Below are 11,646 nucleotides of genomic sequence, written 5' to 3' on the forward strand. Positions count from 1 at the left end.
CACACAGACATAGGCTTTCCCCAGGCCTGGGTCGTGAGTCCGTTCCACGCCGGAAGAAGATATTTACTCCTTCACGTCATCGGTGTGATACGCTTCCGTTGGTGACTGTCTCGTCCAGCACTCGGTACAGTAGCACCACTTCATGCCTCTCGTACCCAATGTCATCTGAAGATCCACCCACCTCGATCGAGAACAGCCGAACTCCCTCTCATACTGTCGGTGAACCCACCGAGGAGACAGTCGAGGAGCTCCCGGTGATGACCGATACCGGCCATCCGATGATCCCGACGCTGGCTCAGGACACGTACCACCAGCGGACCGTTGCCGGGGACCGGACAGACGTCGAGATCGTCACGAAAGCGCTCTCGTTGGGAATGAACGTCGTTCTCAAGGGTCCCCCCGGGGTCGGCAAGAGTTATCTCGCGAAGTTCCTCTGTGCGCGAACCAACCGGCCACTGTTTCGTATCACACTCTCCGAGACCACCTATCGAGAGGACCTTCTGGGGCACCTTCACCTGCTTAGCTCGGATGCAGGCACCACTGAGACCCAATGGATCGACGGGCCGCTGACTCGGGCGGTCCGAGAAGGTGGGATCCTCCTTCTGGACGAGATCAACGCGGCCGATGCCAACACCGTCGCAGCGCTCAACGCCGTAATGGAAGGCAAGGACACTCGAACGCTCACGATCCCCCAGACCGGCGAAACGATCACGCCGCACGAGGAGTTCCGCGTTATTGCGACAGCCAATCCCGGGTACCAAGGCACGTACGAACTCAACGAGGCGTTCGAGGACCGGTTCCGGCACGTCAAGCTGGCGTACCTCCCGCAGGACGTCGAGACGGCGTTGATCCTCTCACGGACGGATCTCGGCCCCGAACGTCGTGAGGAGATCGAATCCCTCGTCAGTCTCGCCGGACGCCTCCGAGAGGCCTACATGGACGGGGAGCTCTCGACGCCGGTAACGACCCGGGAACTGGTTCGGATCGCCCGGTTCATGGAAGACGACTTCATGAGCCTCCGAACCGCCGCTGAGAGCGAACTCGTCGCACGGGTCTCGGAATACGACGAATCGCTCGTCGAGACGTACATCCAGAAACGGCTCTGATTCGACCGTGGAGATAACACAGAACACACCGGACTTCGAGCTCTCAGCCCTGTCGATCAGCCGGCGCGCTTCGGAGGCCAGACGTGACACCCTCGAACGCTTAGCCAGTATCTGTACCCCTCGCGGTGTCTCTGTTTCGGTGCAGTTCGTCGACGACGGAGCCGCCTGTACACCCGACACCGAGCGGGCTGGCGAAGCCTACGTCATTCAGATCCCGACGAACGCATACGACCAGCCCGGCACAGATCTCCCGGAAGCCGTCTGGAACAAGCGGGTACAGGTGGGCCTGCTCTTTCATGAACTCGGTCACGTGTTGTATTCGGATTTCGAACGGTTCAACGAGCGACTCGAGTCCGTTCGCCCGGAGTGGCGTGAGGCGTTCAAGACGGTCTACAACGCGGCGGAGGACGGCGTTGTCGAGACACAGATCGCCAACGAGTTCCGCGTGACTGCGGATCTGACCCTCCTCAACGAAACCTTCGTTCGGATGGCCGACGATCGACACCGTCGGTACAGTGAGCTCTTCGAGTTCGGACCGGACACGACTGCCGAGACTGGACGCAGTCCGAACACTAGCGGCCACGATGAGCCCACACTTCGTGCGGAATACTCAGTTCTCGACGCGATCCGTGTCGGACTCATCGATAACGGGTTCACGAAGGGCGATCGGTTCGCGGCGCTGGTGGATCCGACAAACGAGACCCGAACTGTCCGCAATGATCGCGGTGACGTGCTTCAGGACATCGCGCAACCGCTCCGCCAGTACGCTGCCGCCATGCTCTCGGAACCCGATCCGACAGCCCGTGTCGAGTTGGCCTGGGACTTCTTTCAGGACGTCCGGGATCACCTGGCGCCGCTCCCGGTCTTTCAGTCTCGAGGGACTGATGTCTTCGTCGTCCGCCCTGCGGACGTCACGGCGGGCGGACTCGGTGGTGGGCGACGAGCTGGGAAGCTCCCAAGCGCCCAAGGAGCGGATGCCTACGTGCGGTTGAGCGGTGGGGACGACGACAACGGTCCCACTCTTTCCAGTGACGAACAGGAGGAAACCACGCGACCGACATCCGGACAGACAGGTGCGCCCGGTGGCGATCGGTCACATCTTCCGCCAGGCTGGGTGGCCCAGCGTGAACTCGAGCGGTACGCTCGCAGGGCGGCACGAGGACGGAGCGTCCGCGGACAATCACGAACCCCATTGGAAACCAATGCTCACGACCTCCGAGATCTCACGCGCGATGAATCTTCTCGCGTCGAACGGATCGGGATCGCCGAAGCGAGCGGCGACGAGTCGAGTCGCTACGTCTGGGAGACGGCTGTCGAGCGTGCCAAGCAGCTCCAAGCCGACCTAGCGACGCAGTTACGCCGGCGCCGGCGGACCAGCTTCGACGGTGGCCACCGATCTGGACGCTTGGACGGGAGCCGGGTGATCCGAGTTGTACGCGGCGATCAGCGTGTGTTCCAGCGTCGCTCAGCGGGAGACGACCGCGACTACTCCTGTGTCATTATCCTAGACCGTTCGGGATCGATGGATGGTGATCGAATCATGGCGGCCGAACGAGCGGTCGCGCAGTTGCTTGCTGCGTTTGCTGCTGTGGACGTTGACGTGGGACTTCTCTCGTTGTTTGAGGGGGTACCACATCTGGAGGTTCCGGTTGGAGGCTCCCCCGCCAACCATGTTTCCCGGTTCATCCGGGAGGAAGCCCACGGCGGGACGCCACTCACGGGGGCCCTCTCGGCAGGTCGCGCGTTGCTGGAAGAGGGGCAGGGAACGGTTCCGCTGCTGTTCGTTGTCACAGACGGCGAACCGAACCAGCCCGAGACCTATCAGCGGGAACTCGCCGGCTGTTCGTTCCCTGTTTTCGGTGTGTACGTCCGCGATGACGCGGAGGACGACTCCCCGGGCACCCGTGATTTCGACGGGGATAGCGATCACTTCGACCGACTCGTCCACACCGATGGCGACTCTCTGGATACTCGGCTCCGAGCCCTGGTCAAGTCGTTGTTCAGAACACGGCCCTCCTGATCAGGACAGTCTTCCCACTCGGTCATTCGACGGCATGCAAAACTCCGTCAGCGGTACGGACAAAGACCGTCCCGTTTGCGTGAACTGGTTGGGTCGTGACAGTGGCGTCAAATGCGCATTGGGTGGAGGTGGATCTTTCCGTCGACCCGTGAACCGCGTACAGCGTGTCCGCAACCGCCGTGAACACGACCTGTGAGTTTCGGTTCCGAACGATCGTCGGCCGTGGTGGGACTGGGCTCGCCCCTCGATCAGCGCCTGCGCTGTCAAACGAGTACTCGAGATCGGTTTCACCAGTGGAGACATCGACCGCATAGAGTCCGTCCGTTGCGGTCACGTAGACCCGATCGCCAGCTACAGCAGGATCAGAGATCGGCCCATTAGTGATGTCCGCTCGCCAGACGGTATCGCCTGTGTCGACATCGATGGCGACCAAGCGGTGATCGGAGGTAGCAGCGTAGACGTGCGTGGCGACTGCCGGCGTTCGGAATGAACCGTGGTGTCCGACCCGCCAGTCGACGCTCCCCGCTCCGATATCGATCCCACATAGTGCGCCTTCGTTGTTCCCCACGACGGCTATTCCATGTTCAGTGCTGTATGCTGGGGCGTGCTGGGGAGTCTCTTCATCGAATCCTTCGATTTTGACTTCGGCCCCGCGTTCGCGACCGCTCAGGCGCTCGGTACGAAGCAGTGACCCTCCCCCAGTGATCAACAGTCGGTTGTCTGCGATACTCACCCGAGCGACTGCCGTTCGTGGTGCGAATTCCTGCTCGTGGTCGCCTGACGCTACGTCCAACGCTGTCAATTGAGGAGCAAAGTATACGGATCCATCTGTCCCGATCGGTGACTGCAGATCGAAGGGCCACCCGCCATCGGTTCGCGTGATCGCCGGGTACTTCTTGTGCCACTCTACATCGCCGGACGAGGCATCGAAGGCTGCCATCCCCCGATTCGTCCAAACGAACACGCGGCCGTCGATGACTGCCGGGGCAGCGTTCCCAACCCGGCTGATCAGATCACTGTTCGACCAACGTTCCGTTCCAGTAATCGTCGGAACACTGTGTGTGTCGCGACTCCCACTTCGACGAAAGTTTCCACCCGACGTCGGCCATGTCTGTGGCCATGAGTTGGGGTTCGTCGCAAGCTGCCCATTTCGGTCAGCTATCGGATCAGCAGCTGTTGATACTCGATCCTCACTCCGGGCCTCCGTTCCGATACTGTCGCTCCGGTTTTCCCATCGATAGATCTCCTCATTGGTGATCGTCACGATATCGCCATCAAGCGAGTCCGCGAGTTCACGACGCATCTCCGTGAGTCGGTCTTGGTCTATCGGGAGCGATCCAATACCGGAGAGATCTGCTGTGAGGAATGTTCCAACCGTTGAGAGTCCCAATTGGTCCAACAGGCGGGCAGTCTCCGTATCGAAAACCGTCTCCAGCGGCGGAGCCGGAGCGATCTCCGTGATGCCGTCGGCGTTCGTGATCAGATACTCTTGCTGCGTACCGAGGTGAGACCCGATCAGATGCTGTTCGATCGTTGGGTAGCGTCCGCTCCCGAGAAGCAGGCCGATGGAATCGCTGAACGGGGAACCACGGTCCGGCGGATCGACCCAGGAAACAGCTAGATAGACGAAATCTCCAGGCTCGAGTGTAGCTGACTCGGAATCGGATAGATCCTTTGCAGCCCCTTTTTCCTCATTAGTCATTCGACACGTCAAGACACGTCCGGGGCGTGACTAAGTCTTCGGTGGGGACAGCTTCACCGAACTGATAGACTAACAGAGAAACCAGTATACGTCGGTTGCGTTCCCGGGTACCGTGCTGTCGATAGGCCGTCACGCATCCTGCTGCGTCGCCGACGTACATCGTGTCGGTGGCGACAGCCTGAGGAGAATTAACCTCCTGCCGCGGCTGGAGACGCGGGAATAACCGCTCTTTCGGGAGGTCGTGTAGAACAAGGGTCTTCGACGTGGCCCCGCTCAGAACTCGCATCGGACGGTTCCTGCTGTGTGCTGGGATGAGGCGATCGACCGCCAGTTGAGAGAAGGCTACCCGGGCTGTCGTGACTAGGTACCGTGTCCTCCGATCAGCACCCGTTCACGCGCTCCACTTCGCGTCAGTGTCCTTTGAGATCTCGGCGCCGTTCGTCTCGTGTTCACAGTCGGTCATCGATCGCCGATGAGATCGTCGCGTAGTCCGGCCGGTCGATGAGCGTCCCGTCGACGAACACGCTCGGCGTCCCCTGGACACCACGGTCGAGCCCGGCCTCGCGGTCGGCCTCCAGCACCGGCCGGTAGCGTCCCTCCCTCGCGGCTGTCACGACCGTGTCCGGGTCGGCGTCGACGTCGCCGGCGAGGTCCCGAAGGAGCGACTCCGAGTACGCGGGAGACCCGTCCGTCCACCCGTCCTCGAACAGCCGTTGGGTGAACGTGAAGAACGCCTCGTCCCCGACAGTGTCTTGGACCGCACGGGCGGCGCCGGGGGCCTCCCACGACCACCGGTCGTCGACCGGGATCGGAAAGTCGTGATGTTCGTACCGCACGTCACCGGGGTCGACGTACTCGTCGACGAGTCGAGGATGGACGTCGACGGCGAACGTCCGACAGTGCGGGCACGCGAAGTCCTCGAACACGGCGACCGTCACCGGCGCGTCGTCGGCCCCTTGGACGGGCGTCGGAAGCGACTGAACGGCGTCTGTGGGGGGCTCCTCGTCGGCACCACGGCCACCGAGGCAGCCCGCCATAGCGGCGGTTGCGACTGCCGAGAGTCCAGTGAGGGCGGCGCGTCGTGTTGGCAGCGAGCGTCGGGGCAACTCGGGCATGACGCGAGGTCGACACGCACCCGACAACACGGTTGGGGACGGTTCCCGGAGTTCGAGAGTTGTCCCAGTCGACTGCTGCAGTGTGTCGTCACCTCGCCGAAAGCCTGCTCGCGACCATTCGGCGTCACGCGGTCGCCCGCATGGAGAGTGTACATCAACGACCGCCCTATGCAACACGATCCGTGCGAGGGCAACACAACTTTATGTATTAGGAATCCAACCAGTATATCGAATGGAAGCGGTCGAAACCGGGTCGTCCGACGAACACGCACAGCCGTCGGATCCGCGGTCGGTGTTGCTGCTGGCGCCCGTTCGCAGCGACGAGCGCGACCGGGAGTGTCACCGTCACCTCGCCTCGGACCGAACACCTCTCAAGATCTGTAACCTCAACTTCAGACACTCGATGGGCCGGAAGGTCACGGAGCTGACCGACTGGGGGGGCGAGCTCTCGATGCCGGTCTCGATGATCTACGCCCGCGACCGGAGCGACCACGGGTCCGACCCCCGAGATCAGGTGCCCGAGGGAGTTCCACTCACCGTCGAGGCCGTCACTGCGCCCTCCGATCTCACGAGCATCGGCGTGTCGCTGACCGACGTGGTCGACGAGGCGTCGGCGGCCGGCGCACACTCCCGGATCTGCGTCGACTCGCTGACGACGCTGCTGCAGTACGTCGAACTCAGCGCGGCCATCAAGTTCATCAACGTGACCAACACCCTCGTCGAGGACGCGGACTCGCACATCCACTACCATCTCGACCCGCGCGCTCACGACGAGACGGTCGTCGCGACGCTGGAGCAGGTCGTCGACGAGGTCGTCACCGTCCGCGACGACGGGGCGGTCTGACCGCGTCGGTCGAGTCCCTCGTCTCACCGGACGGGGAGTCAACCCGCTGACTGGACCGACTACCTTTTGCGCCATGCCTCGCTTACGTCGGGTATGTCAGGCGACTCCCGGTGGTGGGGACTGCTCCCCGCCCCCGTCCGCTATCTCCCCGCGGACCTCGCCGCCGTCGTCGTCGCGGTCGCGCTCACGATCGTGAGCGTGTTCACCCCCGTCGTCAACGAGACGCCCCTCCGGGTGGTGTTCGGTCTCCCGTTCGTGCTGTTCGTCCCCGGCTACGCTCTGATCGCGGCGCTGTTCCCTGAGGCCGGGACGCCGCCCGCGGCGGACGGCGAGCGAGGAGACGACGGCGTCGGCGCCGGGGTCAGCGGCGACCACAGCGACGCCGACGACGAGGACCCCTCGGGGATCGACGGCATCGAACGGGTCGCGCTCTCGTTCGGCACCAGCATCGCGGTCGTCCCGCTGGTCGGACTCGTCCTCAACTTCACGCCGTTCGGCATTCGCCTGGTCCCCATCGTCGTCTCCGTGAGCGGGGTGACACTGGCGTTGACGGCCGTCGCCGCCCGGCGTCGGCGTGCGCTCCCGGCCGACGAACGACTCCGCGTCCCGTACCGGCGGTGGATCGCGGACGCTCGGGCCGAGCTGTTCGAGCCGGAGACGCGAACCGACGCCGCGCTCAACGTACTCCTCGCCGTCAGCGTCGTGATCGCGGTCTCCAGCGTGGGCTACGCGGTCGCGGTGCCCAAACAGGGCGAGTCGTTTACCGAGTTCTACATCCTCACCGAGGACGAGGACGGCGAGTTGGTCGCCGACGACTACCCGACGGAGTTCACCCGCGGGGAGTCGCGGTCGCTCGTCGTCGGCGTGACGAACCAGGAGAACCGGCCGACCGACTACACGGTGGTGGTCCAACTGCAACGCGTCAGGGTCGCGAACAACTCGACGACGGTGCTCGAGGAGTCGCGGCTGAAGCAGTGGGACGTCGAACTCGCGCACAACGAGACGTGGCACCTCAACCACACTGTGACGCCCCGGATGACCGGCGAGCGCCTGCGGCTCGCGTACCTCCTGTACGTGGGCGATCCGCCCGCGGAGCCGACCGTGGACAACGCCTACCGTGAACTCCACCTGTGGATCAACGTGAGCGACCCCTCGGCCTCGGTGAGTCCGGCCGCCATCGAGTCGAGCCGGGTCGCCGCCGTCGGGTGATCGTGGAGCTTCGACCGGTGAGCGTGCCCCGCCGGATCAGACATCCGTTCGATTGTTTCGGACTCTTGCCAGTCATCATCCCGAACAGGTCAACCATCCAAAACTATTCAACACGGCGTTGTGGACATGCGGACGCGGTGTCAGAGGAACAGAAACGCGCGTACTGTCCGCGGTGTGAGGACCAGCGAGCGGTGGTCGAGACCGTGCCGTGGCAGTCGAACATGTGCAAGGAGTGCGGGGCCCCGATCGGTGGGGGGGCGAGCGGGTGAACTCAGGACTGATCCGTTTCGGGCGGTGACCGGGCCGAGCCGTCCCGTCGGTCGGCCCGGACGGATCAACTGAACTCGTGACGAAACAGCGGACGCTTGAGTCCGACGTATTGTTAGAGAGCAAGGAGAATACCCGCGCCTTTAGGCGCGGGATGAATCCGACACTCTGGCCGATAATCCATCGACAACGTTCCAACCGGATATTCCACGCCCGGTCGTGTGTTTTAATACACACTTTTTCATAACATATTATGAACACAGTACGATGCTGGAGACGACCCGCACCTACGTCGCCCGTATCACGAACCCCCAACAGGTTCGTGACGACCTCGACCAGTGCGGGTTCTCCGCCTCGAAACTGTGGAACGTCGGACGTTACTACATCCAACAACGATGGGACGAAACCGGTGAGATACCTGACGAAGCCGAGTTGAAGTCGGAGTTGAAAGACCACGAACGCTACAATGACCTCCATTCGCAGTCAAGTCAGCGAGTTCTCGAAGAACTTGCTGAGGCGTTCACAGGCTGGTACAACTCCGACGACAGCAACAACCCACCCGGATACCGGAAGCGTAGCGACGCTCACCCGCGCTCCACCGTGACGTGGAAGAAGCGAGCGATCAAGCACGACCCGAAGCACGGTCAACTGCGCCTCTCGAAAGGGTTCAACCTGAAAGAGTCACGGTCTGACTTCCTCCTCGCAGAGTACAACACTCGCCCCGACGTAGAGGTCGAGAACATCCAGCAGGTGCGTGCCGTCTGGAACGGTGACGAGTGGGAACTCCACCTCGTCTGCAAGAAAGAAATTCCGGTCGAGGACGCGCCGGGCGACAACACAGCGGGAATCGACCTCGGGATCAGCAACTATCTCGCCATCGACTACGAAGACGGAGAAAGCGAGTTGTATCCGGGGAATGTTCTGAAAGAGGACAAGCACTACTTCACGCGCGAGGAGTACCAGACCGAAGGTGAGAACGGGCCGTCGAAGCGTGTGTTGAAGGCTCGGAAGAAACTCTCCCGACGCAAAGACCACTTCCTCCACACCCTCTCGAAGCACATCGTTGAGCGGTGTGTCGAAGAAGGCGTGGCGAAGATCGCGGTTGGCGACCTCAGCGACATCCGTAAGGATGAGAACGGCGACTCGCGGAGCTGGGGTGCATCGGGGAACAAGAAACTCCACGGATGGGAGTTCGACCGATTTCCTCGGCTACTCGAATACAAGGCCGAGGAACACGGCATTCTCGTTGACCGTGTGGACGAGGAGAACACCTCGAAGACGTGTTCGTGTTGCGGGCAGATTCGCGACTCGAATCGTGTGGAACGGGGTTTGTACGTCTGTTTGTCGTGCGAGACGACGATGAACGCGGACGTGAACGGTGCGGTGAACATTCGGAGAAAGATAACTCAGAGTCCCCCGGCGGGGGATATGAGTAACGGCTGGTTGGCACAGCCCGGAGTCTTCCTGTTCGACCGCGAGAGCGGACGGTTCACACCGAGAGAACAGGGAGACTGCAAACCCTAATCTCCCAACGCTCGGGATTCCTCCGGCTTTAGCCGGAGGAGGATGTCAATCCATGGCCACGAACGACAGCATGTGAGCGAGACGACGTCGTCGAACGGCGGGAACGCTCCTCGGATAGTCCGAACCGAGGACGTGCTCGGCGGTGACCCCCGGATCGACGGAACGCGCATCAGCGTGCTGTTCGTATACGAGCGCGTTGAGGGCCGCGGGCTCGAACCGCGGGCGGTCGCCGATCGCCATGATCTCGATGTGGCCGATGTCTACCGGGCGCTCGCATACTACCACGAACACCCCAGCGAAATGGCGGCCATCCGCGAGGAGCGCGAGCGAAACCTCAAAGGGGCACGCTCCGATCCCAGTGTTGCGACCGGACCCACGGACGCCCCGGGGTCGACGGAGTAGTCGAGAGTGCCGCTGACGCTGCGCTTGTTGTTCGACGAGGACACCGAGAAGCAGTTCGCTCGATTGTGTGAGCGCGACGGTCACTCCCAGATGGTCTCATAGCCGGCGTCGCGGACGGTTTCGTCGGTCGTGAGGATGGCGCCGGTTCCCTGCGCACGGTGACTGGCAACTATCAGCGCGTCGTGGATACTGAACCCGTCCACTAGCTGCGCGTACTCGACCAGCTCTGCGTGATCAACCGGCGCGACCGAGACGGGTCCGTTCCCGACCAGTGCCCGGCGAGCGTCCTCCGGCGTTCCGGTGAGTGTTACCCCTCGGACGTCCTTGTCGCGGGAGACCGAGTACAGCACCTCGGCAAGCGCCGTGCTCGGTGCTTGAATGGCTGTCTCGCCGGCTTCGGCTTCGGCGAACACGCGATCAGCCGCTTTCGGGAGCGCATCGACTAGGTACACGAGAAGGGAAACGGCGTCGGCGGTGTACGTCGCCATCTCACACTTCCTCGTAGTTGCGGTCACGGCGCTCGCGGACCCGCTGGCTCAGTTCCTCGGCGATCTCCTTGCGCTTCTCCGTGGACGTATCGTCGGGCACCAACATCCCGCGTCCGCCGGTGTGGGTGCGCTTCTTCACGACGATACCGTCATCGGTGTCCATCCAGATGACCTCGTCGCCGGGTTGGAGATCGTACTTCTCGCGCAGAACTTTGGGGATCGTTGCCTGCCCCTTCTCCGTGACGCGGGTGGACTCGCTCATACTGAGTAATACCTTCCGTAATACCTCAACCTTTGGGGGCCTTGATTCCCGCGTCTACAGGCGCAGAAGGAGGCCAATGATCGGATTCGCTTCAGACTTGGTCGACCTGTGTACGTTTCCAGTAGCGCCGTACTCGCAACCCCACGAACACGACGATCGCAACGACGATCAGCTCTATGCTGGGGTGCGTCCCCATGTCCCGATAGATGCGGAACAGCCGGATCCAGGGGGCGATCTCGTCGCCAGGCGAGGTCGACAACGGGAACAACGGGTTCAGCAGGAACCGCGCTCCCCACAGGTCGACGGCGAGGAGGTACCGATAGGTGTCGCCGAGGAGGTGACTCAGATAGCCGACAGCGAACGCCGCGGGCGTGACGACCCGAAGGCGTTCGGGGAGCGTTCCGTCGCTCCAGCGGCCGCGCAGGCGCCGAGCGAGCCACCAGACGGCGATAGAGCAGATCGCGAAGGTGAACAGCGAGTGCGCCAGCGACCGGCCGGAGATGAGGATGTCGAGGTACGCGAGCGGCTTGTCGACGAGGTCGGGAAACTGGCTGCCGATCGCAAGCGGGACGAGCGCGGCGCGAGCGGGCAGCCGGTGCGTCCCCACGGCCGCGTAGCCCGCATACCAAAGGTACGCGATCGCGAGGTGTCCCAGCGGTAACACAACGACGGGGAGGTGTGGGGTGGAAATAAGGGTGGCTGATCGA

Annotated in this window: 11 protein-coding genes; 6 read left to right on the forward strand and 5 right to left on the reverse strand. The window is 62.7% G+C overall.

The window, feature by feature from the left end; translation table 11 throughout:
• The first annotated feature begins 257 nt into the window (after window positions 1–257).
• Together GRX01_RS05205 and GRX01_RS19450 are read left to right on the forward strand one after the other, a co-directional pair.
• Window positions 258–1,106, forward strand: coding sequence for an AAA family ATPase (locus GRX01_RS05205; protein ID WP_201289516.1), 849 nt, complete (start codon window positions 258–260; stop codon window positions 1,104–1,106).
• Window positions 1,107–1,113: 7 nt separating this feature from the next.
• The gene (locus GRX01_RS19450) at window positions 1,114–3,126 is read left to right on the forward strand and encodes a VWA domain-containing protein (protein ID WP_159664172.1); all 2,013 of its coding nucleotides are present in this window, start codon (window positions 1,114–1,116) and stop codon (window positions 3,124–3,126) included.
• A 22-nt stretch (window positions 3,127–3,148) separates the two neighbouring features.
• Here GRX01_RS19450 and GRX01_RS05215 read toward each other — a convergent pair whose 3' ends face one another.
• A complete protein-coding gene (locus GRX01_RS05215) occupies window positions 3,149–4,828 on the reverse strand; it encodes an outer membrane protein assembly factor BamB family protein (RefSeq protein ID WP_159664174.1) in 1,680 nt (559 codons plus the stop codon).
• 449 nt (window positions 4,829–5,277) lie between these two features.
• Window positions 5,278–5,943, reverse strand: coding sequence for a DsbA family protein (locus tag GRX01_RS05220; protein WP_159664176.1), 666 nt, complete (start codon window positions 5,941–5,943; stop codon window positions 5,278–5,280).
• Window positions 5,944–6,175: 232 nt separating this feature from the next.
• On the opposite strand from GRX01_RS05220, the gene GRX01_RS05225 reads away from it, so the two are divergent.
• From GRX01_RS05225 to GRX01_RS05240, 4 genes are all read left to right on the forward strand, one after another.
• Entirely contained in the window at window positions 6,176–6,787 is a 612-nt protein-coding gene (locus GRX01_RS05225) for a DUF7504 family protein (RefSeq protein ID WP_159664178.1), read from the forward strand.
• A 93-nt stretch (window positions 6,788–6,880) separates the two neighbouring features.
• Entirely contained in the window at window positions 6,881–7,996 is a 1,116-nt protein-coding gene (locus GRX01_RS05230; RefSeq protein WP_159664180.1) for a DUF1616 domain-containing protein, read from the forward strand.
• Between the two features lie 534 nt (window positions 7,997–8,530).
• Window positions 8,531–9,787 (forward strand): RNA-guided endonuclease InsQ/TnpB family protein, encoded by a 1,257-nt coding sequence (locus GRX01_RS05235; protein ID WP_159664182.1) that lies wholly within the window; start codon window positions 8,531–8,533, stop codon window positions 9,785–9,787.
• Window positions 9,788–9,859: 72 nt separating this feature from the next.
• Window positions 9,860–10,189 carry a DUF433 domain-containing protein gene (locus tag GRX01_RS05240; protein WP_321167917.1) on the forward strand — a complete coding sequence of 110 codons (330 nt, stop codon included), beginning with the start codon at window positions 9,860–9,862 and terminating at the stop codon, window positions 10,187–10,189.
• Window positions 10,190–10,269: 80 nt separating this feature from the next.
• Here the strand turns inward: GRX01_RS05240 and GRX01_RS05245 are convergent, their stop codons facing one another.
• From GRX01_RS05245 to GRX01_RS05255, 3 genes are all read right to left on the reverse strand, one after another.
• Entirely contained in the window at window positions 10,270–10,677 is a 408-nt protein-coding gene (locus tag GRX01_RS05245; RefSeq protein WP_159664186.1) for a PIN domain-containing protein, read from the reverse strand.
• Window position 10,678: 1 nt separating this feature from the next.
• Entirely contained in the window at window positions 10,679–10,939 is a 261-nt protein-coding gene (locus tag GRX01_RS05250) for an AbrB/MazE/SpoVT family DNA-binding domain-containing protein (protein ID WP_159664188.1), read from the reverse strand.
• A gap of 91 nt (window positions 10,940–11,030) precedes the next feature.
• On the reverse strand, window positions 11,031–11,603 hold the full coding sequence (locus tag GRX01_RS05255) for a metal-dependent hydrolase (RefSeq protein WP_321167918.1): 573 nt from the start codon (window positions 11,601–11,603) through the stop codon (window positions 11,031–11,033).
• Window positions 11,604–11,646 lie beyond the last annotated feature (43 nt).

Origin of the sequence: Halobaculum saliterrae, assembly GCF_009831625.1 — an archaeon.
Taxonomy (GTDB): domain Archaea; phylum Halobacteriota; class Halobacteria; order Halobacteriales; family Haloferacaceae; genus Halobaculum; species Halobaculum saliterrae.

Bases quoted from the DNA above. Each gene is read 5' to 3' on its own strand.
- GRX01_RS05205 (WP_201289516.1), top strand. From the start codon at position 258: ATGACCGATACCGGCCATCCGATGATCCCGACGCTGGCTCAGGACACG.
- GRX01_RS05215 (WP_159664174.1), bottom strand. From the start codon at position 4,828: ATGACTAATGAGGAAAAAGGGGCTGCAAAGGATCTATCCGATTCCGAG.
- GRX01_RS05220 (WP_159664176.1), bottom strand. From the start codon at position 5,943: ATGCCCGAGTTGCCCCGACGCTCGCTGCCAACACGACGCGCCGCCCTC.
- GRX01_RS05225 (WP_159664178.1), top strand. From the start codon at position 6,176: ATGGAAGCGGTCGAAACCGGGTCGTCCGACGAACACGCACAGCCGTCG.
- GRX01_RS05230 (WP_159664180.1), top strand. From the start codon at position 6,881: ATGTCAGGCGACTCCCGGTGGTGGGGACTGCTCCCCGCCCCCGTCCGC.
- GRX01_RS05235 (WP_159664182.1), top strand. From the start codon at position 8,531: ATGCTGGAGACGACCCGCACCTACGTCGCCCGTATCACGAACCCCCAA.
- GRX01_RS05245 (WP_159664186.1), bottom strand. From the start codon at position 10,677: ATGGCGACGTACACCGCCGACGCCGTTTCCCTTCTCGTGTACCTAGTC.
- GRX01_RS05250 (WP_159664188.1), bottom strand. From the start codon at position 10,939: ATGAGCGAGTCCACCCGCGTCACGGAGAAGGGGCAGGCAACGATCCCC.